The sequence below is a fragment of the Streptomyces dioscori genome (assembly GCF_003024195.1).
Lineage (GTDB): Bacteria > Actinomycetota > Actinomycetes > Streptomycetales > Streptomycetaceae > Streptomyces > Streptomyces dioscori.
Window position 1 is genome coordinate 47,275 of sequence record NZ_KZ679067.1, and the last position, 23,739, is coordinate 71,013.

The following is a 23,739-nucleotide window of genomic DNA, read 5'->3' on the forward strand; positions in this document are numbered from 1 at the left end:
CGGTTGTGCGGTTGCACGGTTGGGCGGTTGTGCGATTGCGTGGTGCGGGGTCACTGGTCGGTGGGGGCCGCCGACTCGCCGCCCACCACCTTGCTGTAGTCGTTGTGCGTCCTGGCCCGCTCGGTGAAGCGGGTCGCCGTCCAGTGGTACGTGATCACTTCCTCGCCGGACGGATACGTCACCGAGTCGTCCTTCTCGTACACCTGCTGGGTGATCACCAGGTCGCCGCGGTCGATCTCCGCGTACACCGGGGGCTCCTCGGCACGGAAGACGTTCTTGTACGCGTCGCCCTCCTCGCGGTACACGTACGAGCCGACGCCGACCGCGTCCCCGCAGGTCATCACGTTGATGACGACGTCCGCGGCGGAACCGCCGGTGAGGTTGCCGTAGGACACGTCGACCGGGTACTCGTCGCCGACGCACGGCTTCAGGTCGCGCTTGACCGCCGTGCTGACCCCGGGGTCGGCCCTGACCAGACGGACCGCGTCCACCCGGTCGGGGGTGGCCGGGGCCTGGGCCGGATAGGAGGTGGCGGGGGCCGCGTCCCGGGCGCTTCCGGAGTCGGAGAGGGCCGGACCCTCGTCCCGGGCGCCGGTGCCGCCCGTACCGCAGGCGGACACGGAAAGGCCGAGGGCGGCGAGCACGGCCGCTGCCGCGATCACCGCCTTCCGGACCCCGCGGGCCCGCGGAGCCTCAGGGTCTAGGCCGCGCAACGCTCCCGCTCCTCACGCTCCGGCACGCGTACGCCGAGCTCGTCGTTCTCGTCGGACGCCCGGCGCTCCAGCTCCTCGCGGAGCCGGGCGAGCGCCCGGTGCAGTGTGCTCTTGACCGTGCCGGCCGACATACCGAGGGCGGCGGCCGTCTCCTCCGTGGACATCTGCTCCCAGTGTCGCAGCACGACGACGCTGCGCTGCTTGGGAGCCAGCACCTTCATGATGTCCATCAGGAGCGCGCGGTCCGCGTGCTGCTCGGTGGAGTCGTCCACGCTCGCGTCCGGCAGCTGCTCGGTGGGGACCTCCTCCAGCTTGCGGGCCCGCCACCACTCCGTACGCGTGTTGATCATGACGCGGCGCAGATAGGCGTCGGCCAGGCGCTTGTCCGCGATGCCGTCCCAGCGTCCGTACGTGCGCACCAACGCGGTCTGCAGGAGGTCCTGGGCGTCGACGGGGTCGGGGACCAGGCGGCGTGCGCTGCGCAGCAACGCGTCCTGCCGAGTGCGTACGTACTCCTCGAATTCGAGCACCTCGCCGTGCGCCATTCCAACCGCCTCCGTCCCCGTTCCGGCCTGGGTGCTGCCGGCTGTCCGTTGCCTGCCGTACCGCCGGTCCGCGGTACGGCACTGAAGTTACGGAGCTGTTGTCACGGGGTTGTCCGAGCGAGCATGCGACGAGCGCTCGGCTGTCCATAGGTTGTGTAACGGAAGTAGGGCCTGGGTAAGACGAGGTGCCGACTGGGGCGGGTACGGGGCGTTTTGCCCACCGGGCCTCTGTTACGGAGCTCGGTGAAGCCTGTGGGTCAGCTCCGCGGGTCAGCTCTGTGGGTCCGTCGTGCGGGTCAGCTCTGTGGGAGCCGGTACAGGCCGCCTGCGAGCGGTTCGACCAGTCCGTCGGCGACCAGGCCGTCCAGGGCACGGGCGCGTTGCACCGGCTCCTCCCAGACACGGTCGAGGGCCGACTGGGGGACGGGGGTGACCGCCTCGCGCAGTACGGCGAGCAGCCGGCCGCGCACCTGCCGGTCCGTACCCGCGTAGGTCTGGCCGCGCCGCGGCGGTCCGTCGTGCGCGGGCTTCCCGGCCAGCCGCCAGGTGCACAGGGCGGCGATCGGGCAGCGTACGCACGTCTCGTTCTTCGCCGTGCAGACGAGCGCGCCGAGCTCCATGGACGCGGCGGCCCACAGCGCGGCCGTGCGCTCGTCGTCGGGCAGCAGCGTGCGGGCGAGCCTGCGCTCGGCGGCGGTCGTGGCGTTCGGCGGGTACTGGACGCCGGTGACGGCCCGCGCGAACACCCGCCGCACGTTCGTGTCGAGGACGGCGTGCCGCTGCCCGTACGCGAACGAGGCCACCGCCGCGGCCGTGTACTCGCCGATGCCGGGCAGCGCGAGCAGCTGCGCGTGCTCCGTGGGTACGTCGCCGTCGTGGCGCTCCGTTATGGCGACCGCGGCGCCGTGCAGGCGCAGGGCGCGGCGGGGGTAACCGAGGCGGCCCCAGGCGCGGACGGCCTCGCCCGGCGCGTCCTCGGCGAGATCGGCGGGGCGCGGCCAGCGGGCCATCCACTGCTCGTACACCGGGAACACGCGGCTCACCGGGGTCTGCTGCAGCATGAACTCGCTGACCATCACGCCCCACGGGCCCGCGTCGGGGCGGCGCCAGGGGAGGTCGCGTGCGTTCTCCTCGAACCAGTCGATGACGGGGGCGTGGAGGTCGTCGCCGACGGTTTCGGACGAGTCCGCCTGGGCGGGGGGCGTGGGTTTCGTGGGCGCAGTCATGGCATGGGCGATTCTTCCATGCGGGGGTGTGTGTGGAGGTTTGGTCGGGGTGCGTCGTGTGTTGGCTGCGGGACGGTGGGGTCTTGTCGCGCAGTTCCCCGCGCCCCTGAAAGCCGCCCTGGGGGCGACCCCGCGGCGGCCCCGGGGCGGTTCCAGGGCGGTTCCGAAGCAGTCCCCGGGCTGATGATCGGAAAAAGTTGGGGCCGTTGACGGCGGGTGAGGCCAGTGAACTCCCCGATCTCTCGTACAGTTTGCGCCGTGGGATCTTTGCGCAATCCGGTCGGGCCGCTTCCCTCCTCCATCTACTGGCGACGGAGGGCCATTCTGGCGTCCATGTTCGCCGTGATGGCCCTGTTGGTCACCTGGGTGGTGACCTCCGACGGCGGGGGCGGCGGCAAGAACGACGCCGACGGCTCCAACGGCAAGAACCCCACCGCGTCGATCACGCCCGGCCCCTCGGACTCGGAGTCCGCGATCAGCCAAGCGCCGGGCGGACGCGACGAGTCGACCGACGGCGGCTCCGAAGGATCGGGAGGCTCCGGCGGGTCCGGGGGCTCCGGCCGGTCGGGCGATTCCGGCGCGGGCGGGGCCGGTTCGGGATCCGGCTCCGGTTCCGGTTCCGGCGGTAGCGGTGGCGGCGCGGACGACGGTGAGGGTGGCGGTGGCTCGGGCGACACGGTGCCGGCCGGGTCGAGCCTCCCCAACTGCACGCCCGGTTCCGTGAAGTTGACGCTGCGCAGTGTCCACAACTCGTACACGCCGGACGAGAAGCCCACGTTCGAGCTGATCGCCAAGAATTCCTCGGGCAGTGACTGCAAGCTCGATCTCGGCCCGAAGAGCGCGGTACTGACGATCACTCAGGCGAAGGGTGACGACGAGATCTGGTCCTCGGCGGACTGCCCGACGGGTGCGGCGAGCGTGCTGTTCCGCATCCCGGCGAACGATCAGGTCATCCGCACGGTCGAGTGGAACCGCAAGGCGAGTGCGCCGCAGTGTGCGACGCCGCCGGCGCTTTCGGCTACGCCGGGCACGTACTTGGTCGAAGCGAAGCCGACGGGCCTTCCGAAGTCGCAGACGTCGTTCGTCCTGAAGAAGGACTGACGAGGGCGCCTCCGGCGGCGGCTCGGATCGGCTGAACTCGACTTCCGGGTGCGGCGTGGCGGGGGCCGTTCGCGCAGTTCCCCGCGCCCCTGGAAGCGGCGGCTGGGTTCGGCTCTCGGGTGCGGGTGCGGGTCCGGTGGGGGTGTGCCGCGCCGTTCCCCGCGCCCCTAAGACAGCTGGGCGCGCGGCGACGCAGTTTGCCACCCCCCCGTGCCCATTGCCTTTAGGGGCGCGGGGAACTGCGCGAGCGGCCCCCACCGAACCTGCACCCGAGAGCCGAGCTCAGCCCCCGCTTTCAGGGGGCGCGGGGAACGGCGCGAGCGGCCCCCACCGGACCCGCACCCGAATGCCGAGTCCAGCCCCTGCCTTTAGGGGCGCGGGGAACTGCGCGAACGGCCCCCACCGGGCCCGCACCCGAGAGCCGAGCTCAGCCCAGCCCCCGAGGGGCAACGCCGAACCGCCGGACGGCTACACGTAGCGTTCGAGGATCGACGACTCCGCCAACCGCGAAAGCCCCTCCCGTACGCTCCGCGCCCGCGCCTCCCCGACCCCGTCCACGGTCTGCAGGTCGTCCACGCTCGCGGCGAGCAGCTTCTGCAGCCCGCCGAAGTGCTCGACCAGCCGGTCGATGATCGCGCCGGGCAGCCGCGGCACCTTCGCCAGCAGCCGGAACCCGCGCGGCGACACCGCGGAGTCGAGCGCCTCGGGCGACCCGGTGTATCCCAACGCCCGCGCCACGGTGGGCATTTCGAGCAGCTCCGCATGGCTGAGCGCGTTCAGCTCGAACAGCGCCTCGTCCACCGTGCGGGACCGCTTCGCCGTCGGCTCGGGCACGTAGTCCCGTACGACGAGCTCCCGCTCGGGCTCGACCCCGGCGATCAGCTCGTCCAGCTGGAGGGAGAGCAGCCGCCCGTCCGTGCCCAGCTCCACCACGTACTCGGCGATCTCCGTGGCGATCCGGCGCACCATCTCCAGGCGCTGGGCCACCGCCGACACGTCCCGGACGGTGACCAGGTCCTCGATCTCCAGCGCGGACAGCGTGCCCGCGACCTCGTCGAGCCGCAGCTTGTACCGCTCCAGCGTGGCCAGCGCCTGGTTCGCGCGCGAGAGGATCGCGGCGGAGTCCTCCAGGACCCGCCGCTGCCCGTCCACGTACAGCGCGATCAGGCGCATGGACTGGGAGACGGAGACGACGGGGAAGCCGACCTGCTTGCTCACCCGGTCCGCCGTGCGGTGCCGTGTGCCCGTCTCCTCGGTGGGGATGGTCGGGTCGGGGACCAGCTGCACGCCGGCCCGCAGGATCTTCGTGATGTCCTTGTCCAGCACGATGCCGCCGTCGAGCTTGCACAGCTCGCGCAGCCGTGTCGCGGTGAACTCGACGTCCAGCACGAAACCGCCGCTGCACATCGCCTCGACGGTCTTGTCCCAGCCGAGCACGATGAGCCCGCCGGTGTTGCCGCGGAGGATGCGCTCCAGGCCGTCGCGCAGCCCGGTGCCGGGTGCCACAGCGCTGAGAGCCGTGCGCATCAGGCCATCGGTGCCGGAACTCCCGCCGGACTTGCCGGGAACTGCTGCCCGGTCGTTGGCTGCCACTGCACTCCTCCGGTCGCAGGCTTTTTAGGGGCGCCCTCGGTTCGTACGGACGGGCGAGACCTGGGCAAAGTCTACCGGCGCTCTTCCTCGTCCCGTGGGGCGTCTCGCCGACGCGACCGCGGGAGGACCCGGAGCGCGTCCCCCATGTCGGCGACTTCCAGGACCTTCATACCCGGAGGGATCTTGCCCGGGTCGCTCGGAACAAGGGCGTGGGTGAAGCCCAGACGGTGAGCTTCGGCGAGTCTGCGCTGGACGCCCGTGACCCGTCTGACCTCGCCCGCGAGCCCCACTTCGCCGATCGCGACGAGGTTCTGCGGGAGCGGGGTGTCGCTCGCCGCACTGGCCAGCGCGAGCGCGATCGCGAGGTCCGCGGCGGGCTCGGACAGTTTCACGCCACCGACCGTCGCGGTGTAGATGTCCCGCTTCCCGAGGGCGCTGATCCGGCCGCGCTGCTCCAGGACGGCGAGCATCATCTGGACGCGGGAGGTCTCCAGACCGGAGGTCGTACGCCGCGGCGTGGGGATCTGGGTGTCGACGGTGAGCGCCTGCACCTCGGCCACCAGCGGGCGGCGGCCTTCGAGGGTGACGGTCAGACATGTGCCGGGGACGGGCTCGGCGCGGCGGGTGAGGAAGAGACCGGAGGGGTCGGTGAGCCCGGTGATCCCCTCGTCGTGCAGCTCGAAGCAGCCGACCTCGTCCGTGGTGCCGTACCGGTTCTTGACGCCTCGTACGAGACGCAGGCGCGCGTGCCGGTCGCCCTCGAAGCTCAGGACGACGTCCACCAGGTGCTCCAGGAGACGTGGTCCCGCGATGGCGCCGTCCTTGGTGACGTGGCCGACCAGGAGGGTGGCCATGCCGCGCTCCTTGGAGGCACGGATCAGGGCCCCGGCCACCTCGCGGACCTGGGACATGCCGCCGGGGGCGCCGTCGATCTCCGGAGAGGCCACCGTCTGTACGGAGTCGACGATGAGCAGGGACGGCTTCACCGCGTCCAGATGGCCGAGGACCGCCGACAGATCGGTCTCGGCCGCCAGGAAGAGGTTGTCGTCGATCGCCTTGATGCGGTCGGCGCGCAGCCGGACCTGGCTCGCCGACTCCTCACCCGTGATGTAGAGCGTGCGGTGCTCGTCGCTCGCCGCCTTGGCCGCCACGTCCAGCAGCAGCGTGGACTTGCCGACGCCCGGCTCGCCCGCCACGAGCACCACCGCGCCCGGTACGAGTCCGCCGCCGAGCACGCGGTCCAGTTCGGGCACACCCGTGGAGCGGGCGGTCGCCTGCCGGCCGTCGACCTGGCCGATGGGCAGCGCGTTCGTGGTGACGCGGCCGGGGGCCGTCGTGCGCACCGCGGGCGCGCCGTACTCCTCGACCGTCCCCCAGGCCTGGCACTCGGAGCAGCGGCCGAGCCACTTGGCCGTCTGCCAGCCGCACTCGGTGCAGCGGTAGGACGGCCGGTCCTTCGCGGTCTTCGTACGGGCAGCCATGACACGAACCGTAACCGCCGCCACTGACAGAGCCGTGACGGCCTGTTCGGCGGGCGGTGCCGATAACGGGGCAGCTTGCGCAAACCGGCCGCTTTTCCGTGCCGGTGCGACAGGGACACGACACGGAATACAGGTCCCCCGCCCTCATTTGAGGGATCGTTTCACCCGTATGGATTAAATGTGCTCAAGCAGGGAGAAGGGCCCACCACAAGGCACCTACGGTCGCACGGGTGATGAGCAGCAGTCCCGAGACCTCGACCCGCACCACCGGCGCACACCGGGCGCACCGTGAGGCGCGCGACCGGGGCGCGGCGCGCACGGTGGCACAGTGCCCGCCGACCCGTTACGAGCCGTACCTGGACGGCCTGTTCACCTACTGTCTGTCCGTCCTGTGCGACCACGACACGGCGACCGCCGCCCTCGGCGACGTCCTCGCCCTCGCCGAGCGCCGCGGCCATCGTGGCCGCGAGACGCCCGACGACCGCAGGGCCTGGCTGTACGCGCTGGCCCGCTGGTCCTGTCTGCGCAAGCTCGCCGAGGCCAGGCAGAGGCGTCATGGCGCCGGCGGCGCCCATGCGTCCGGCCGGTCCGGAGACGGCACCGCCCGCCCGGACGGCCGTTCCACCGACTCGCGCCCGGACGGCCGTTCCACCGACTCGCGCGCGGACGGCCGTTCCGCCGGCCTCCGCCCGGAGGACGGCACCGGCCCGCGCGCGGAGGGCCGGATGGGCGCCCGCGCGGAGGGCGGCACGGTCGGCCCGAACGCGGAAGCCCGGTTCGAGGGAGCCCGGTTCGAGGGGGCTCGTGCCGCCGGCCGCGGCACCGTTCCCGCGGGCCCGGGACGTACCGGCGGCGGGGCCGGTGCACGCGTCGGCGGGCCGACCGGCGAAGGCGCCGGTGCGCGCGCCGGTCAGCTCTCCGGCGACCGGGGCGGCGACCGGACCGCCGACCTCCTCGCCGACACCGACGCCGACGCCGATGTGGACGCCGATGCGGACGCCGAGAAGGACCGGCGTCGTCGCGAACTCGCCCTGCTGGCCTGGCCGGAGGCCGCCGGTACGACGCCCGAACAGCGCGAGGCACTCGAACTCGCCGTACGCCACCAGCTCGCCGCGCACGAGGTCGCCGCCGTCCTCGGCACCGACCCGGTGGCCGCCCGGGAGCTCCTCGCCGCGGGCGCCTGCGAGGTCGAGCGCACGCGCGCGGCCCTGGCCGTCGTCGAGACCGGCAACTGTCCCGGCGTGACCCGGCTCACCGGCGACAACCGCCTCGTCCTCAGCGCGGCCCTGCGCCGCGAACTGGTCCGGCACGTCGACGACTGCCCGCGCTGCCGCCGGACCGCCGAGCGCGCGGGCCCCGGCTCCTGGCCCGGCACCAGCGTCACACCCGCCGCGCTGCCCGTACTCGAAGCCCCGCGCGCGGCCCTCCACAAGGCGATGACGCACCTCCCGCGCGCGCGGGGCGGCGGTCCGCGCTTCGACCGGCGCGGATTCCCGATGGACCCCAAGGACCACGCGGCCCGTCGTGACCGGCTCCGCGCGCGTGCCGTCACGACCACGGTCGTCGCCACCGTCGTGGCGGCCCCCGTGCTCGCCCTGTGGGCGGCCTACCGGGGGGCGCCCCTCATCGGTGAGGGCTCCGACGGCCGGCCGGTCACCGCGAACGAGGCGCAGGGCTCCGAGGAACTCGACGGCGAGGCGTCCGGCTACGAGAACGCGGGCAACGCCCGTACGCGGCCCGGCTCCCGCTTCACCCCGCGCAGCGGCTCGTCCGACGTCTCCGTGGAGGTCGTCAGCGTGGCGCCGGGGCGCGAGAGCGGGCTGGCCGTCGCGGCCCACTCCGACGGCGACACGACACTGATCACCCTCACGGCGACCGGCGACTCGGCGGTCCGCTGGTCGGCGCGGACCGGGGCGTCCTGGCTCTACCTGAGCCAGTCGTCCGGGACGCTGGAACCGGGGGAGTCGCTGACGATCAAGGTGTACGTCGATCATCTGCGGGAGCCGAACGGGGCGTGGAGCGCGCGGGTCGCGGTCGGGCCTGCGGGGGCGGTGGTCACGATCGGCGGGTACGGGACCGCGGGGCCTTCGGGGCCGGGGCCTCGGCCGGATCCGCCTTCGCCGGGTGAGCCCGGGCCGTCGGATCCCGGGCCCGGGCCTGGACCTGGGCCTGGACCTGGACCTGGGCCTGGACCTGGACCATCGGATCCGGGGCCCGGGCCCGAGCCGACGCCGTCCGGGCCGTCGCCGTCCGATCCCGGGCCGTCCGAGCCCGGGCCGGAGCCGACGCCGTCCGGGCCGGGGTCGGCGGATCCGGAGCCTGAGCCTCCGCCGGGCTCCTCCGGAGAGGGTGAGCCGAGTCCGTCGGGGAGTTGAACGCTTCCGCTCCCGCGGGTGGGGATTCGGCCGCGGGTCCGTCGTGGCTGGTCGCGCCGTTCCCCGCGCCCCTTGGGGGTGCGGGGGTACGGCTTTCGACTGCGGGTCCGGTCGTGGCTGGTCGCGCAGTTCCCCGCGCCCCTTACGGGGCGCTGCCCCTCACGCGCGGTGGGGTGGGTCCGCCGGGTGGGGGGCCAGGAGGGGGAGTTGGGAGGCCAGGCGTTCCTCGCAGAGGTTCACCAGGCGGTCGTAGCCCGACTTGCCCATCAGTTCGATCAGTTCCGGGCGGTACGAGACGTAGACCGGGTCTCCCGCGCCGTGGGCGGACGTCGCCGACGTGCACCACCAGTGCAGGTCGTGCCCGCCAGGACCCCACCCGCGGCGGTCGTACTCGCCGATCGAGACCTGCAGCACCCGCGTGTCGTCGGGCCGGTCGATCCACTCGTACGTCCGCCGGACCGGGAGCTGCCAGCAGACGTCCGGCTTGGTCTCCAGGGGCTCGCGGCCCTCCTTGACGGCCAGGATGTGCAGCGAGCACCCCATGCCGCCGGCGAAACCGGGGCGGTTCTGGAAGATGCAGGACCCCTGGTACGGGCGTGTCTGCCGGTCCCCGTCCTCGTCCTGCGAGACCCAGCCGGTCGCGGTCCCCACGTCGTGGTGCTGCCAGATGTCCGGCGTGAGCCTCGCCACGTGACCGGCCACGCGCTTCTCGTCGTCCTCGTCCGAGAAGTGGGCACCCAGCGTGCAGCATCCGTCGTCCGCGCGGCCCGCCTGGATCCCCTGGCAGCCGCTTCCGAAGATGCAGTTCCAGCGAGAGGTCAGCCATGTCAGATCGCAGCGGAAGATCTGCTCGTCGTCGGCCGGATCCGGGAACTCCACCCACGCACGTGCGAAGTCGAGCCCCTTCTCGTCGCCCTTCGGGGCTTTCGGAAGCTTTCCGGGCTTGGACGGCTTCACCCGAAGCGCGTCCTTCGCGGGCCCTGCGGCGGAATCCTTGGCCGATTTGTCGCTCTTCGCCTTTTTCGTCTTTGGCACCCGTCCAGAGTAAGTCGCTCACGACCACTCCGGGGACGGCCGAGGGGCCCGGGCGCAGTAGCGTGCCGTACATGAGACTCGGTGTCCTGGACGTGGGTTCGAACACGGTGCACCTGCTGGTGGTGGATGCGCACCCCGGCGCGCGCCCGCTGCCCGCGCATTCGCACAAGGCGGAGCTGCGGCTCGCCCAGCTTCTGGACGACAGCGGCGCGATCGACTCCGTGGGCGTCGACAAACTCATCGCAGTCGTCCAGGAGGCGCTGGAGGCCGCCGAGGACAAGGGCGTCGAGGATCTGCTGCCGTTCGCGACCTCCGCGGTGCGTGAGGCCAGCAACGCCGACGAGGTGCTGGCCCGGGTGCGCGAGGAGACCGGTGTGGAGCTCCAGGTCCTCACCGGCGCGGAGGAGGCCCGGCTCACCTTCCTCGCCGCCCGACGCTGGTTCGGCTGGTCCGCCGGGAAACTGCTCGTCCTGGACATCGGCGGCGGTTCGCTGGAGATCGCGTACGGGATAGACGAGGAGCCCGACGCGACGGCCTCGCTGCCGCTCGGCGCGGGCCGGCTGACCGCGGGCTGGCTGCCGACCGACCCGGCGGACCCGGCGGACATAAAGGCCCTGCGCCGCCATGTGCGGGCCCAGATCGCCCGTACGGTCGGGGAGTTCAGCCGGTTCGGGGCTCCCGACCACGTGGTCGCCACCTCCAAGACCTTCAAGCAGCTCGCCCGGCTCGCGGGTGCCGCCCGCTCGGTCGACGGCCTGTACGTCCAGCGCGAGCTCAAGCGCCGGTCCCTGGAGGACTGGGTCCCGCGCCTGGCCTCCATGACGACCGCCGAACGCGCGGAACTCCCCGGAGTCTCCGAGGGCCGTGCCGCCCAGCTCCTCGCCGGCGCGGTGGTGGCCGAGGGCGCGATGGACCTCTTCGGAGTGGAAACAGTAGAAATCTGCCCCTGGGCCCTGAGGGAGGGCGTAATCCTCCGAACCCTGGACCAGATGCCCCCCCAATAACCCCGGGCCCCCTAAGGGGCGCGAGGAACGGCGCGAGCAACCCCCGACGGCGGGTCAGCCAACACACAACCGCACCCCCCACCCCCTAAGGGGCGCGGGGAACGGCGCGACAAGCCCCCACCGAACCCGCACCCGCCCACCAAGCCCGCGCCCGCACCCACGCACCGAACCTGCCCACCCCCCAGCAGGGGTCGACCCCCGGCCAATCAACCCCACCCCGCCACACCCGACGAACCCACCCCGTAACCTGTCCCCGTGGCAGAACCAGTCGTGCGCATCCCGGATGCGAAGGTCGCCCTGTCCACGGCCTCCGTCTATCCGGAGTCGACAGCGACGGCCTTCGAGATCGCCGCACGCCTCGGCTACGACGGCGTCGAGGTCATGGTGTGGACCGACCCGGTCAGCCAGGACATCGAAGCCCTGCGCCGCCTCAGCGACTACCACCACATCCCGATCCTCGCCGTACACGCCCCCTGCCTGCTCATCACCCAGCGCGTCTGGTCCACCGACCCGTGGATCAAACTCCAGCGCGCCCGGTCGGCGGCCGAGAGGCTCGGGGCGAGCACGGTCGTCGTACACCCCCCCTTCCGCTGGCAGCGCCAGTACTCCCGTGACTTCGTCACCGGAATCTGGCAGATGGCCAACGAGACGGACGTACGATTCGCCGTCGAAAACATGTACCCCTGGCGTTACCGCGATCGCGAGATGCTCGCGTACGCACCCGACTGGGACGTGACGAAGGACGACTACCGCCACTTCACGATCGATCTGAGCCACACCGCGACGGCCCGCACGGACGCGCTCCAGATGATCGACCGCATGAGCGACCGCCTCGGCCACGTCCACCTCGCCGACGGCAGCGGCTCCATCAAGGACGAGCACCTGGTCCCCGGCCGCGGCACCCAGCCCTGCGCCGAACTGCTCGAACGCCTCGCCCTGTCCGGCTACGACGGCCATGTCGTCATCGAGGTCAACACCCGCCGCGCCATGTCGAGCGCCGAGCGCGAGGCCGATCTCGCGGAGGCCCTCGCCTTCACCCGCCTCCACCTGGCCTCGGCGGTCCGGGTCCCGCGTACATGACCGCCGCCACCCCGCGCCGCCGGGGACGCCCTTCCCGTACGGACGCGCAGGACACTCCCGCGGCCCGCGACCGCATCCTGGCGGCGGCCCGCGAGGAGTTCGCGGAACGGGGCTTCGAGAAGACCTCCATGCGTGCCATCGCGAAGGCGGCGGACGTGGACTCGGCACTCGTACATCACTACTTCGGTACGAAGGAGCAGGTTTTCGAGGCGTCCATCGAGGTCGCCATCGGCCCCCTGCTGAGCGCGCCCGGCTCGGTCGGCGAGGGCCCCCTCGACGGCGTGGGCGAACGGCTGGCCCGCTTCTTCTTCGGCGTCTGGGAGAACCCGGCCACCCGCAAGGCCCTCCTCGCGATCGTCCGCTCCGCCGTGAACAACGAGACCGCGGCCGGCGTCTTCCGCCGTCTGATCTCCGCCCAGCTGCTGCGCCGCGTCGCCCTCCAGCTGAACCTCCCGGACGCCGAACTGCGCGCGGAACTGGCCGCCGCGCAACTCGTCGGTATCGCGATGCTCCGTTACGTGATCAAGGTCGAGCCCTTGGCGTCGGCGGACCCGGAACAGATCATCAACCGGGTGGCCCCGGTGATCCAGTCCCACCTGACAGCCCCATGACCCCCTGAGCAGGGGCGCGGCCCCGCTCCGTGCCCCGCGCACCCCTCAAAGCCCGAGACGACAATCCCGCATACCGGACACCACGTCCAAACCCTGGATGCCGGGCGTACGCTCGACAGCAGTCAACACTCTCCGAAGGAGCGAGCGGCCATGCCCGAGCTGAGGTCCCGCACAGTCACCCACGGACGCAACATGGCGGGCGCCCGCGCCCTTATGCGCGCCTCCGGTGTACCGGGCGCGGACATCGGCCGTAAGCCGATCATCGCGGTCGCCAACTCCTTCACGGAGTTCGTGCCGGGCCACACCCACCTCCAGCCGGTCGGCCGCATCGTGAGCGAGGCCATCACCGCCGCCGGAGGCATCCCGCGCGAGTTCAACACGATCGCCGTCGACGACGGCATCGCGATGGGCCACGGAGGCATGCTCTACAGCCTCCCCTCCCGCGACCTGATCGCGGACAGCGTGGAGTACATGGTGGAGGCCCACTGCGCCGACGCCCTGATCTGCATCTCGAACTGCGACAAGATCACGCCCGGCATGCTGATGGCGGCCCTGCGCCTGAACATCCCGACGGTCTTCGTCTCCGGCGGCCCCATGGAGTCCGGCCGAGCGACCCTGGTCGACGGCTCGGTCCGCACGCTCGACCTGGTCGACGCGATCTCCGACGCCGTGAACGACAAGATCTCGGACGAGGACATCCTCCGTATCGAGGAGAACGCCTGTCCGACCTGCGGCTCGTGTTCCGGCATGTTCACGGCCAACTCCATGAACTGCCTGACCGAGGCCATCGGCCTCTCCCTCCCCGGCAACGGCTCGGTCCTCGCCACGCACACGGCCCGCAAGGGCCTGTACGAGGACGCGGCGCGCACGGTCATGGACGTCACCCGGCGCTACTACGAGCAGGACGACGAGTCGGTCCTGCCCCGCAACGTCGCCACCATGGCCGCCTTCGAGAACGCCATGGCCCTCGACATCGCCATGGGCGGCTCGACCAACACGATCCTGCACCTGCTGGCCGCCGCCGAGGAGGCGGGCGTCCCGTTCGGCCTGGACGAGATCAACGCCGTCTCGCGCCGCGTGCCGTGCCTCGCCAAGGTCGCCCCGAACGTGGCGAAGGACCGCACGTACTACATGGAGGACGTGCACCGGGCCGGCGGCATCCCCGCCCTGCTCGGCGAACTCCACCGCGCGGGCCTCCTGAACGAGGACGTCCACTCGGTGCACAGCCCGTCCCTCGCGGACTGGCTCAAGACCTGGGACGTCCGCGGCGGCTCCCCCTCCCCGGAGGCCCTGGAACTGTGGTACGCGGCCCCCGGCGGCGTCCGCTCGTCCACGGCCTTCTCCCAGTCCGAGCGCTGGGCGGCCCTCGACGAGGACGCGGAGGGCGGCTGCATCCGCTCCGCGGAGCACGCGTACTCCAAGGACGGCGGTCTCGCGGTCCTCAAGGGCAACCTCGCCGTCGACGGTTGTGTCGTGAAGACGGCCGGCGTCGACGAGTCGATCTGGACCTTCGAGGGCCCGGCGGTCGTCTGCGAGTCGCAGGAGGAGGCCGTCGACAAGATCCTCAAGAAGGAGATCACGCACGGCGACGTCGTCGTCATCCGCTACGAGGGCCCCAAGGGCGGCCCCGGCATGCAGGAGATGCTCTACCCGACGTCGTTCCTGAAGGGCCGGGGCCTCGGCAAGACCTGCGCCCTGATCACCGACGGCCGCTTCTCCGGCGGCACCTCGGGCCTGTCCATCGGCCACGCCTCGCCCGAGGCGGCGTCCGGCGGCACGATCGCCCTCGTCCGCGACGGTGACCGCATCCGCATCGACATCCCGAACCGCAGCATCGAGCTGCTGGTCCCCGACGAGGAACTGGCCGAGCGCCGCGAGGCCCTCAAGGGCGTGTACGCCCCGGTCGCCCGCGAGCGCAAGGTCTCGGCCGCCCTGCGCGCGTACGCCGCGATGGCGACCAGCGCGGACAGGGGCGCCGTCCGGGACGTCTCGCTGCTCGGCTAGCCCGCCGCGTTCCCCGGTTCTCCGAACACACCCGAACCCGCCCGGTCCTCACGACCGGGCGGGTTCGCCGTCCTCACGACCGGGCGGGTTCGCCGTTCACCGGACTTGCCCGTCGTCCCCGCGGCTCACCAGGCGGCGGGCTCGCGGGCGTCCACGCCGAAGACACTGCCGTCGGGCGCGCTCGCGTAGACCCGGTCGCCCACGACCATGGGTGCGAGCACCTCGGCCACGACCCGTTCGCCGTCCTCGCCGAGCCGGGTGGGGGTCTGTCCCACGAGCCTGCCGGTGCGGACATCGGCCGCGAGCAGCCGGCCGTCCGGGGCGCTGACGTACACGTACCGGTCGTCGGCGGTCGGCGCCGAGGCCCTGCTGACCGAGGTCTCACGACGCCAGCGCTGTGCGCCGGCCTCGATGTCGACGGCCACCAGCGCACCTCCCGCGGCCAGTAAATAGACCGCGTCGCCGTGCAGGGCGGCCGTGGCGGACGGCAGCGGGAGGTCGAGCGGAATCCGCCGCTCCTTCGCACTGCCCGACGCACCGCCCGACGCACCGCCTGGCGTGTAGCCCACGATGCTGCGGGTCTCCTGGGAAGCGTTCTGGGCGGTGAGCCACAGGGTGCCCTTCCGGGTGCCGACCGGAGTGAGCAGCCCGTCGAGGCGGTGTCGCCACCGCACGTCCCCGGTCCGCGGATCCACCGCGATCACCTGCGTGCCCGTACCGTCCGACGTCAGCGTCGTCGCGTACGCGAGTTCGCCGCCGAAGTACGCGAAGGCGGGCTGGGCCCCGCCGGCCGGGCGGCCCTGCCAGAGCCGCTCCCCGGTCCTCCCGTCGATGCCGGTGACCGTGCCGTCGCCCGAGGTCAGCAGCACGGTGTCACCCGCGTACTGCGCGCCGCCCCCGTACACCGAGGTGTTCAGCTTCCAGCGGGTCCTGCCCGTGTCGGGATCGAGGGCGATCAGCTGCCCGCCGGACGCGGTGACCGTGTGCACGAGGCCCCCGGACAGGACGGGCGCGAAGACCGAACTGTCCTCACCCGTCTTCGCCGAGCGCGTCCACCGCGCTTTTCCGTCCCGTGGGCCGAGGGCGCCGGCGAGCACACCGGGACCGGCACAGAGCAGGGCCCCACCGCCGTACGTGCACTTGGCCATGGACTCGCGGCCCGCGCCCACCTTCGTGACCCACGGCCGGAACGCCTCGCCGGCGGACACGCGTTCGCCACCCGATCCGGAGCCCGGCCGCCGCCCGGAACCGTCGTCGCCCGGCAGACCGGCCAGCAACGCACCACCGACGGCGAGCGCGGCCACCCCACCGAGCGCGACGGTGAGCAGCCCGCGGCGCCGGGACCGTACGGCGGACGATCCCGATCCCGATCCCGATCCCGATCCCGATCCCGGGCCTGCGCCTGCGCCAGCGCCAGCATCAGCACCTGAGCCCGCCCCTGCGGCTGCACCTGCACCTGCATCCGAACCCGCAGATGTACGCCGCTTGCCGCGCACGTGGGTCGTACGGTCGCGGGAGTCGGCCACGGCTTTCGCCGGCGAACCCGCCGCCGGCTCGACCGCCTCCGCCGCGCGCTGCGCCGGTATGAACAACTGCGTGTCGTAGAGGGACGAGACGTGCCGCAGCTCGGCCATCAGCTCGTCGGGGGTGGGCCGTTCGTCGGGTTCCTTGGCGAGGCAGCGGGCGATCAGCGGCGCCAGGTCGTCGGGGACGTCCGTCAGATCCGGTTCGTCATGCACGACCTGATAGGCCACGACATAGGGGCTGTCGGAGTCGAAGGGCCCGCGCCCGGTCGCGGCGTGCACCAGCACGGACCCGAGCGCGAAGATGTCGGCGGCCGGTCCCACCTCGCGCGGGCGGCGGAACTGCTCGGGGGCCATGAAGGGCGGAGTGCCGATCAATTTGCCGGTCTCCGTGCGCAGTTCGCTGTCCGACGGCCGCGAGATACCGAAGTCGATGACCTTGGGACCGTCCTCGGCGAGGAGGACGTTGCTCGGCTTGAGGTCGCGGTGCACCACACCGGCGCGATGGATGTCGCGCAACGCCTCGGCCAGCCCGGCCATCACCTGACGCAACTGCGCGGACGACAGCGAACCGTTCCGCTTCACATGCTCCGCGAGCGTCGGCCCCGGAATGAACAGGGTGGCCATCCAGGGCCGGTCCGCCTCGGGGTCGGCGTCCACGACCGGCGCGGTGAACGCACCGCTGACCCGCCGCGCGGCCGCCACCTCCTGCTTGAAACGCCCCCTGAACTCCGGGTCCCTGGCGAACTCGACGTTGATGACCTTCACCGCGAGCCGCAGCCCCGACGCCGAGCGGGCCAGATGGACCACGCCCATGCCACCCGAGCCGAGGCGTGACTCAAGGCGGTACTGCCCTGCGTACTCGGGAAGTTCCGCTTCGGCATCCGATCCGGCGATGCGTCCTGGCGGCATCGTCCACCCCCGTGAATTGCGTACGCACGCGCGACGCACGGAGCCTAGTCGATGGTTCGTACGAGTCCCACGCGGCTTGCTAGCCTCCGCGTGCACAAAACAAAGACAGCACATCCAACGGGGAGACAGACATGGCTGTTGAAGAGATCAGAGAAGCGGCTGCGACCGAAACCGCCGAGACCGAAGTCGCCACGACTGTAACCGCCGCGGCCCAAGCCGCCGCCGCCGCCGACGCCGACGCCGACGCCGCCGACGCCGCCGAGGCAGCGGCGGCGGTCGCGGCCCAGACGCTCTACTCGATCGCACCCGGCTACACCCTGAACGTCCGCAGCGGCCCCGGCACCCAGTACCGCCTGATCCGCACGCTGGCGCCGGGCTCCAGGGTCCCGATCTTCTGCCAGCGCCCGGGGGAGACGATCAGCGGCCCCTACGGGACGACGAAGATCTGGGACAACATCGAGGTCGGGGAGTACGTCTCCGACGCGTACGTGCGCACGGGGAGCGACGGTTACGTGGCATCGCGCTGCGCCTGACGCCTGCGACGCCTGCGACGCCTGCGGCGCTTGCGGCGCTTGCGCTGTTTACCGCCTCGGCCGGCGGGTCGGCGGATCGGCGGGTCGTCGGTCCGAGGCGATAATCAACCCGTGAGCGACAAACCAGACGCCCTCTCCGTAGGCACCCACCCCGAACCGATCTGCTTCTTCGGATTGACCTGGGTGAACCACGACGGCGGTTACGCGGTCCGCCGCGTGGCCGTGACCGTCGGCTCGCTCGTCGCGATCGCGATCAGCTGCCTGGTCCTGCGCTTCGCGTACGAGGGGTTGGAGATCGCGGCCGTGGGCGGCTTCGTCACCGGACTCGTCGTGGTGATGTTCGCCGTCTGCAGCGCGCTGGCGTTCCGTCACGCCTGGTCGGGCTACACGAAACGCCCGGCCCCGGACAGCGAGTCCGCACTGCGGGGCCTGCTGACCATCGGCTTCGTCGGCACCCTCACGGCGTACTTCCTCCGCTCCCTCACGGAGGCCCCGGGCGAAACGCTCCACCGCACAGAACACGAAGCGCCTGCCCACGGCAGACACACCTAGACGGCGGCGACCTGCGCCCCTGCTGGGGCCTTGTCGGTCGTCTGCGGGTCCGGTGGGGGCCGCTCGCGCAGTTCCCCGCGCCCCTCAAAAGCGGGGCTGCGCCCCAGCTTTTGCCCCCCAAGCCGCACGCAATACAACGCGGGCCACCCCTCTCGGGCCCCAAAAGGGCGCGGGGAACGGCGCGGCCAACCCCCACCGGACCCGCAGACGAACGCGGAGTGGGCGCTGGGGCGCAGCCCCGCCCTCAAAGGGGCGCGGGGAACGGCGCGAACGGCCCCCACCGGACCCGCACTCGGAATCCAGGCCGGCCAGGCCAGGGGCGCAGCCCCGCCCCTAAGGGGCGCGGGGAACGGCGCGAACGGCCCCCACCGGACCCGCACCCGACATCCGGACGTCCGGGCCGGTAAGGCCAGCGCGCGGGCCCGCCCGCACACAGGCCCAAGGAACAGCCCGCCCGGCCACGATGTACCCATGACCGCCAACACCCCCTCCCACCCCGACCACGCCCTCTCCTTCAACACCGCCGCAGCCCAGTACGCGCAGAACCGCCCCTCCTATCCCCCCACCCTCTTCGACACGATCGAGCACGCAGCCGCCCGCCCCCTCAAGGGCTCCCGCATCGCGGACGTGGGCGCCGGCACGGGCATAGCCACCACCCTCCTCCGCGCCCGAGACGCCGACGTGATCGCGGTCGAACCCGGCGACGGAATGGCCACCCAGTTCCGCCGCTCGCTCCCCGACACCCCCCTCGTCCGGGGCGACGGCGACGCTCTGCCCCTGGCCACCGCCTCCGTCGACTTCCTCACCTACGCCCAGTCCTGGCACTGGACGAACCCCGCCCGCTCCCTCCCCGAGGCCATGCGCGTCCTGCGCCCTGCCGGGGCCCTGGCCCTGTGGTGGAACAACCCCGCCCTCGACATCCCCTGGCAGGCGGGGCAGAACCGGCGCGTTGAGGAGTTCATCGGCGGTGACGTCGCCGAGAAGCGCGGCTCCGGCCGCCGGGCCCGTACGGAGGACGTCTTCGCCCGAGCCCCGTACATGCCCGTCTGCACCCGCCACGAGATCCGGTGGAGCCGAACCGTCCCCCTGGACACCCACCTGGCCAACATCAGCAGCCACTCGGTCTTCCTGGTGCTCGGAGAAAAGGCGACGGCCGCCTTCTTCGCCGAGGAGCGCGCACACCTCCTGCGGACCTTCCCCGACGGCCAGGTGGAGGAGAGTTACGAGGTCGTCCTGATCGTCGCCCCGGCTCCTTGACGGGGTCCCTACCCGGGCGCATTATTCATCACATGATGAATAATGCGCCCGACACCCCTGCCCCCTCACCACCACCCCCCGACCACCCGGCCGTCCACGCCGCGGACCTCACCGTCGTCCGAGGCCCCCGCCAGGTCCTGCGCGGGCTCGACTTCGACGTCCCCCGCGGCCGGATCACCGGTCTGCTCGGCCCGTCGGGGTGCGGCAAGTCCACCCTGATGAGGTCGATCGTCGGCACCCAGGCCAAGGTCACCGGCACCCTGGACGTCCTCGGCCTCCCCGCGGGCCACGCCGCCCTCCGCTCGCGCATCGGTTACGTCACCCAAGCCCCCTCCGTGTACGACGACCTGTCGGTCCGCCAGAACCTGGACTACTTCGCCGCGATCCTCGACCCCGGCCGCGCAGCCGCCGACCGCCGCCGCGAGAACGTCGAGCACGCCATCTCAGACGTGGACCTCACCTCCCACGCCGACGCCCTCGCGGGCAACCTCTCCGGCGGCCAGCGCAGCCGCGTCTCCCTCGCCGCGGCTCTCCTCGGAGCCCCGGAACTCCTCGTCCTCGACGAACCCACGGTCGGCCTCGACCCCGTACTCCGCCGCGATCTGTGGCAGCTCTTCCACACCATCGCCGCCGACCGGGGTGCCACCCTCCTCGTCTCCTCCCACGTCATGGACGAGGCCGAACGCTGCCACCGCCTGCTCCTGATGCGCGAGGGCGTGATCCTCGCCGACGGCACGCCGGACGCCCTGCGCGCCCGGACCGGCACCGACACCGTCGAGGCGGCCTTCCTCCACCTGGTCGACGAGGCGATCGCCTCCGCCGCAGGCAACGACCCCCGCAAGGAGTCCGTCCGATGAACACGACCACCGCCGCCCCACCCAGCGGCCCCACCACGCCCCCCGAGCCGCGCGCGATCAACCTCGCCCGCACCACCGCCACCGCGACCCGGGTCCTGCGCCAGCTCCGCCACGACCCGCGCACGATCGCGCTGATGATCCTCATCCCGTGCCTGATGCTTCTGCTGCTCCGCTATGTCTTCGACGGCAGCCCGCGCACCTTCGACTCCATCGGCGCCTCACTGCTCGGCATCTTCCCCCTCATCACGATGTTCCTCGTGACCTCCATCGCCACCCTGCGCGAACGCACCTCCGGCACCCTGGAACGCCTCCTCGCCATGCCCCTCGGCAAAGGCGACCTCATCGCCGGCTACGCCCTCGCCTTCGGGGCGGTCGCCGTCGTCCAGTCCGTCCTCGCCACGGGTCTCGCCGTCTGGGCCCTCGGTCTCGACGTCACCGGCTCGGCCTGGCTGCTGCTCCTGGTCGCCCTGCTCGACGCGCTGCTCGGCACCGCCCTCGGCCTCTTCGTCTCGGCGTTCGCGTCCTCCGAGTTCCAGGCCGTCCAGTTCATGCCGGCCGTGATCTTCCCCCAGCTCCTCCTCTGCGGCCTGTTCACCCCGCGCTCCGACATGCACCCCGTACTGGAAGGCATCTCGAACGTCCTCCCGATGTCGTACGCGGTCGACGGCATGAACGAAGTCCTCAAGCACACCGACGTCACCGCCGCCTTCGTCCGCGACGCCCTGATCGTCGCGGCCTGCGCCCTCCTCGTACTGGCACTCGGCGCGGCGACCCTCCGCCGCCGCACGGCCTGACCGCGTCCCGCCCAGCGGACGGCGCGGCCCGCCCTGGGGCCCCCGGTGCGAGGATGGGCCCCGGACGACGCACCCCCGGAGGACAACCGAACATGACCCAGAAAGTCGCAGTGCTCGGCACCGGCAAGATCGGCGAGGCCCTGCTCAGCGGAATGATCCGAGCCGGCTGGGCCCCCGCCGACCTCCTGGTCACGGCCCGCCGCCCCGAGCGCGCCCAGGAACTCCAGGAGCGCCACGGCGTCACCCCGGTCAGCAATCAGGAAGCCGCCAAGACGGCGGACACGCTGATCCTCACGGTCAAGCCCCAGGACATGGGCACCCTCCTCGACGAACTCGCCCCGCACGTCCCCGCCGACCGGCTCGTCATCAGCGGCGCCGCGGGCATCCCCACCTCCTTCTTCGAGGAGCGTCTGGCCCAGCGCACCCCCGTCGTCCGTGTCATGACGAACACCCCCGCCCTCGTCGACGAGGCCATGTCCGTCATCTCCGCCGGCAGCCACGCCACCGCCGCCCATCTCGCGCACGCCGAGGAGATCTTCGGCGCCGTCGGCAAGACGCTCCGCGTCCCCGAGTCCCAGCAGGACGCCTGCACCGCCCTCTCCGGCTCCGGTCCGGCGTACTTCTTCTACCTGGTCGAGGCCATGACCGACGCCGGCATCCTGCTCGGCCTGCCCCGCGACAAGGCGCACGACCTCATCGTCCAGTCCGCGATCGGCGCCGCCGTGATGCTCCGCGACAGCGGCGAGCACCCCGTGAAACTCCGCGAGAACGTCACCTCCCCCGCGGGCACCACGATCAACGCCATCCGCGAACTGGAGAACCACGGGGTACGGGCCGCCCTCATCGCGGCCCTCGAAGCAGCCCGCGACCGCAGCCGCGCCCTGGCCTCCGGCAACAGCTAGAACCCGACGGTGCGGGAGCGACCCACCCCGCTCCCCACCGCCCTCCCCGCTTCACCCCGCGGGCAGCAGCCCGATCGCCCGGTAAGCCGCGTCCACCCTCGGCCGCGCCATCTCCCTGGCTTTCTCCGCACCCTCGCGCAACACCCCTTCCACGTACGCAGGATCGGCGCACAACTCCTTGTGCTTCCGCTGTACGGGCCTGAGGACCTCCACCACGGCGTCGGCGGTGTCCTTCTTCAAAGCCCCGTACGTCTCGTACGCACCGGCCAGCTCCTTGGGATCCCCGCCCGCACAGGCCGCGAGGATCTCCAGCAGATTCGAGACCCCGGGCCGGGCTTCCCGGTCGTGGACGACCTCGCTCCCGCTGTCCGTCACGGCCCGCATGATCTTCTTCCGTACGGTCTCGGGCTCGTCGAGCAGATAGACGACTCCGGGCCCCACGTCGTCGGACTTCCCCATCTTCGACGTCGGGTCCTGCAGGTTCATGACCCGGGCCGCCACCTCGGGATGCGTGGTCCGCGGCACCACGAACGTCCGCCCGTACCGCTGGTTGAACCGCACCGCGACATCCCGCGTCAGCTCCACATGCTGGGTCTGGTCGTCCCCCACCGGCACCTCGTCGGTCCCGTACGCCAGGATGTCCGCCGCCATCAGCACGGGATACGTGAGCAGCGACAGCCGCACACTCCCGCCCCTCGCCCGCTCGGCCGCGGCCCTCTCCTTGTACTGGATCATCCGGCGCATCTCACCGTCCGTGGCCACGCACTCCAGCAGATACGACAGCCGCGCGTGCTCATCCACATGACTCTGTACGAAGACGGTGCACAGCCGGGGATCGAGCCCCGCGGCCAGTAGCAGGGTGGCCGCCTGCCGACTCAGCCGGCGCACCCGCCCCGGATCGTGGTCCACGGTCAGCGCGTGCAGGTCGACGACACAGAACAACGCGTCGGCCTCGTGCTGGTCGACCGCGCTCCAGCGCCGCATCGCCCCCAGGTAGTTGCCCAACGTCAGATGCCCGGTCGGCTTGATCCCGCTGAAGACCCGCTTCATCCCGCTACCTCCTGGTCGAGGCCGCCACCACCGCCGGCCGGCGCTCCAGGAAGGAGATACAGAAACGGCCGCCGAGGAGGCGGCCGTTGAGTACACGCGTATGTACGGCCGCCGTCAGGCGGCCCACCACAGCTGGGTGCACGCGTGCGTAGTCATGGCACCGAGGGTACGCCTCAGGGGTGGTCGCCGTACCCGAGTTGACACGCCCCTGCCCGCTCCGTAGTGTTCTCCGAGTTGTCCGACGTGAGCGCCGACTTCGGTTGGTCCCCGGACAGCCATTCCGCAACAAGCACACAGCGATCGACGATCCGTCGTCGGTTCGCTTTCATGCATGTTTGCGAAATGAGGAATCCGCGTTCGAGAGAGCGCAACCCCGATTAGCTCGGGGGCCGGGATTCCGCTAAAGTCTCACTCGTCGGAACGGCCCAACAGCCGGGAAGACAACCCCCACTTCGACTGGGAATCGGGCCTGAAAGGGTCTGATAGAGTCGGACTCGCCGGAAAGGGAAACGCAAAAGCGAAAACCTGGAAAGCGCCGAGGAAATCGGAACCGGAAACGGTCTGATAGAGTCGGAAACGCAAGACAGCGAG

At 71.8% G+C, this 23,739-nt stretch carries 20 protein-coding genes; 12 read left to right on the forward strand and 8 right to left on the reverse strand.

Features of this window, described 5'->3' with window-relative positions:
• Window positions 1–50: 50 nt before the first annotated feature.
• The 3 genes from C6Y14_RS42860 to C6Y14_RS42870 form a co-directional block, all read right to left on the reverse strand.
• The gene (locus C6Y14_RS42860; protein WP_199855068.1) at window positions 51–713 is read right to left on the reverse strand and encodes a hypothetical protein; all 663 of its coding nucleotides are present in this window, start codon (window positions 711–713) and stop codon (window positions 51–53) included.
• Window positions 701–1,258 (reverse strand): SigE family RNA polymerase sigma factor, encoded by a 558-nt coding sequence (locus C6Y14_RS42865; protein WP_107022359.1) that lies wholly within the window; start codon window positions 1,256–1,258, stop codon window positions 701–703. Before C6Y14_RS42865 ends, C6Y14_RS42860 begins: the two co-directional genes overlap by 13 nt.
• A 296-nt stretch (window positions 1,259–1,554) precedes the next feature.
• Window positions 1,555–2,484 carry an HhH-GPD family protein gene (locus tag C6Y14_RS42870; protein ID WP_107022360.1) on the reverse strand — a complete coding sequence of 310 codons (930 nt, stop codon included), beginning with the start codon at window positions 2,482–2,484 and terminating at the stop codon, window positions 1,555–1,557.
• A gap of 258 nt (window positions 2,485–2,742) precedes the next feature.
• Here C6Y14_RS42870 and C6Y14_RS42875 point away from each other — a divergent pair, with 258 nt between their 5' ends.
• The gene (locus C6Y14_RS42875; protein WP_107022361.1) at window positions 2,743–3,585 is read left to right on the forward strand and encodes a hypothetical protein; all 843 of its coding nucleotides are present in this window, start codon (window positions 2,743–2,745) and stop codon (window positions 3,583–3,585) included.
• 468 nt (window positions 3,586–4,053) lie between these two features.
• On the opposite strand, the gene disA is transcribed toward C6Y14_RS42875, so the two are convergent.
• Together disA and radA are read right to left on the reverse strand one after the other, a co-directional pair.
• Window positions 4,054–5,178: a DNA integrity scanning diadenylate cyclase DisA gene (disA, locus tag C6Y14_RS42880; protein WP_107022362.1), complete on the reverse strand. Its 1,125-nt coding sequence runs from the start codon at window positions 5,176–5,178 to the stop codon at window positions 4,054–4,056.
• A gap of 71 nt (window positions 5,179–5,249) precedes the next feature.
• On the reverse strand, window positions 5,250–6,659 hold the full coding sequence (radA, locus tag C6Y14_RS42885; RefSeq protein ID WP_107022363.1) for a DNA repair protein RadA: 1,410 nt from the start codon (window positions 6,657–6,659) through the stop codon (window positions 5,250–5,252).
• A 233-nt stretch (window positions 6,660–6,892) separates the two neighbouring features.
• Here radA and C6Y14_RS45430 point away from each other — a divergent pair, with 233 nt between their 5' ends.
• Window positions 6,893–9,034: a BACON domain-containing protein gene (locus tag C6Y14_RS45430; RefSeq protein ID WP_225891560.1), complete on the forward strand. Its 2,142-nt coding sequence runs from the start codon at window positions 6,893–6,895 to the stop codon at window positions 9,032–9,034.
• A 159-nt stretch (window positions 9,035–9,193) separates the two neighbouring features.
• Here C6Y14_RS45430 and C6Y14_RS42900 read toward each other — a convergent pair whose 3' ends face one another.
• Entirely contained in the window at window positions 9,194–10,069 is an 876-nt protein-coding gene (locus C6Y14_RS42900) for a hypothetical protein (protein WP_107022364.1), read from the reverse strand.
• A gap of 71 nt (window positions 10,070–10,140) precedes the next feature.
• Between C6Y14_RS42900 and C6Y14_RS42905 the strand changes: the two genes are divergently transcribed.
• The 4 genes from C6Y14_RS42905 to ilvD all read left to right on the forward strand — a co-directional run bounded on the left by C6Y14_RS42905 (window position 10,141) and on the right by ilvD (window position 14,768).
• Entirely contained in the window at window positions 10,141–11,073 is a 933-nt protein-coding gene (locus C6Y14_RS42905; RefSeq protein ID WP_107022365.1) for a Ppx/GppA phosphatase family protein, read from the forward strand.
• A gap of 255 nt (window positions 11,074–11,328) precedes the next feature.
• Window positions 11,329–12,153, forward strand: coding sequence for a sugar phosphate isomerase/epimerase family protein (locus C6Y14_RS42910; RefSeq protein WP_107022366.1), 825 nt, complete (start codon window positions 11,329–11,331; stop codon window positions 12,151–12,153).
• Window positions 12,150–12,764 (forward strand): TetR/AcrR family transcriptional regulator, encoded by a 615-nt coding sequence (locus tag C6Y14_RS42915; protein ID WP_107022367.1) that lies wholly within the window; start codon window positions 12,150–12,152, stop codon window positions 12,762–12,764. Before C6Y14_RS42910 ends, C6Y14_RS42915 begins: the two co-directional genes overlap by 4 nt.
• Before the next feature lie 150 nt (window positions 12,765–12,914).
• The gene (gene ilvD / locus C6Y14_RS42920; RefSeq protein WP_107022368.1) at window positions 12,915–14,768 is read left to right on the forward strand and encodes a dihydroxy-acid dehydratase; all 1,854 of its coding nucleotides are present in this window, start codon (window positions 12,915–12,917) and stop codon (window positions 14,766–14,768) included.
• Between the two features lie 125 nt (window positions 14,769–14,893).
• Here the strand turns inward: ilvD and C6Y14_RS42925 are convergent, their stop codons facing one another.
• The gene (locus tag C6Y14_RS42925) at window positions 14,894–17,203 is read right to left on the reverse strand and encodes a serine/threonine-protein kinase (RefSeq protein WP_107022369.1); all 2,310 of its coding nucleotides are present in this window, start codon (window positions 17,201–17,203) and stop codon (window positions 14,894–14,896) included.
• A gap of 131 nt (window positions 17,204–17,334) precedes the next feature.
• Here C6Y14_RS42925 and C6Y14_RS42930 point away from each other — a divergent pair, with 131 nt between their 5' ends.
• The 6 genes from C6Y14_RS42930 (at window position 17,335) to proC (ending at window position 22,098) form a co-directional block, all read left to right on the forward strand.
• Window positions 17,335–17,736 (forward strand): SH3 domain-containing protein, encoded by a 402-nt coding sequence (locus tag C6Y14_RS42930; RefSeq protein ID WP_107022370.1) that lies wholly within the window; start codon window positions 17,335–17,337, stop codon window positions 17,734–17,736.
• Between the two features lie 111 nt (window positions 17,737–17,847).
• Entirely contained in the window at window positions 17,848–18,288 is a 441-nt protein-coding gene (locus tag C6Y14_RS42935; protein ID WP_107022371.1) for a hypothetical protein, read from the forward strand.
• Window positions 18,289–18,759: 471 nt separating this feature from the next.
• Window positions 18,760–19,545, forward strand: coding sequence for a class I SAM-dependent methyltransferase (locus tag C6Y14_RS42940; RefSeq protein WP_107022372.1), 786 nt, complete (start codon window positions 18,760–18,762; stop codon window positions 19,543–19,545).
• A 32-nt stretch (window positions 19,546–19,577) separates the two neighbouring features.
• Window positions 19,578–20,402: an ABC transporter ATP-binding protein gene (locus tag C6Y14_RS42945; RefSeq protein WP_199855069.1), complete on the forward strand. Its 825-nt coding sequence runs from the start codon at window positions 19,578–19,580 to the stop codon at window positions 20,400–20,402.
• Window positions 20,399–21,196 carry an ABC transporter permease gene (locus C6Y14_RS42950; protein ID WP_107022373.1) on the forward strand — a complete coding sequence of 266 codons (798 nt, stop codon included), beginning with the start codon at window positions 20,399–20,401 and terminating at the stop codon, window positions 21,194–21,196. The genes C6Y14_RS42945 and C6Y14_RS42950 overlap by 4 nt, the downstream gene beginning before the upstream one ends.
• A 92-nt stretch (window positions 21,197–21,288) precedes the next feature.
• A complete protein-coding gene (proC, locus tag C6Y14_RS42955; RefSeq protein ID WP_107022374.1) occupies window positions 21,289–22,098 on the forward strand; it encodes a pyrroline-5-carboxylate reductase in 810 nt (269 codons plus the stop codon).
• A 51-nt stretch (window positions 22,099–22,149) separates the two neighbouring features.
• On the opposite strand, the gene trpS is transcribed toward proC, so the two are convergent.
• Entirely contained in the window at window positions 22,150–23,148 is a 999-nt protein-coding gene (trpS, locus tag C6Y14_RS42960; RefSeq protein WP_107022375.1) for a tryptophan--tRNA ligase, read from the reverse strand.
• Between the last annotated feature and the right edge of the window lie 591 nt (window positions 23,149–23,739).

Excerpts from the sequence above, each read along its gene's own strand:
- C6Y14_RS42945 (WP_199855069.1), top strand. The coding sequence starts at position 19,578 with ATGATGAATAATGCGCCCGACACCCCTGCCCCCTCACCACCACCCCCC.
- C6Y14_RS42940 (WP_107022372.1), top strand. The coding sequence starts at position 18,760 with ATGACCGCCAACACCCCCTCCCACCCCGACCACGCCCTCTCCTTCAAC.
- C6Y14_RS42865 (WP_107022359.1), bottom strand. The coding sequence starts at position 1,258 with ATGGCGCACGGCGAGGTGCTCGAATTCGAGGAGTACGTACGCACTCGG.
- C6Y14_RS42930 (WP_107022370.1), top strand. The coding sequence starts at position 17,335 with ATGGCTGTTGAAGAGATCAGAGAAGCGGCTGCGACCGAAACCGCCGAG.
- proC (WP_107022374.1), top strand. The coding sequence starts at position 21,289 with ATGACCCAGAAAGTCGCAGTGCTCGGCACCGGCAAGATCGGCGAGGCC.
- C6Y14_RS42870 (WP_107022360.1), bottom strand. The coding sequence starts at position 2,484 with ATGACTGCGCCCACGAAACCCACGCCCCCCGCCCAGGCGGACTCGTCC.
- trpS (WP_107022375.1), bottom strand. The coding sequence starts at position 23,148 with ATGAAGCGGGTCTTCAGCGGGATCAAGCCGACCGGGCATCTGACGTTG.
- C6Y14_RS42950 (WP_107022373.1), top strand. The coding sequence starts at position 20,399 with ATGAACACGACCACCGCCGCCCCACCCAGCGGCCCCACCACGCCCCCC.
- C6Y14_RS45430 (WP_225891560.1), top strand. The coding sequence starts at position 6,893 with ATGAGCAGCAGTCCCGAGACCTCGACCCGCACCACCGGCGCACACCGG.
- C6Y14_RS42905 (WP_107022365.1), top strand. The coding sequence starts at position 10,141 with ATGAGACTCGGTGTCCTGGACGTGGGTTCGAACACGGTGCACCTGCTG.
- C6Y14_RS42925 (WP_107022369.1), bottom strand. The coding sequence starts at position 17,203 with ATGCCGCCAGGACGCATCGCCGGATCGGATGCCGAAGCGGAACTTCCC.
- ilvD (WP_107022368.1), top strand. The coding sequence starts at position 12,915 with ATGCCCGAGCTGAGGTCCCGCACAGTCACCCACGGACGCAACATGGCG.
- radA (WP_107022363.1), bottom strand. The coding sequence starts at position 6,659 with ATGGCTGCCCGTACGAAGACCGCGAAGGACCGGCCGTCCTACCGCTGC.
- C6Y14_RS42915 (WP_107022367.1), top strand. The coding sequence starts at position 12,150 with ATGACCGCCGCCACCCCGCGCCGCCGGGGACGCCCTTCCCGTACGGAC.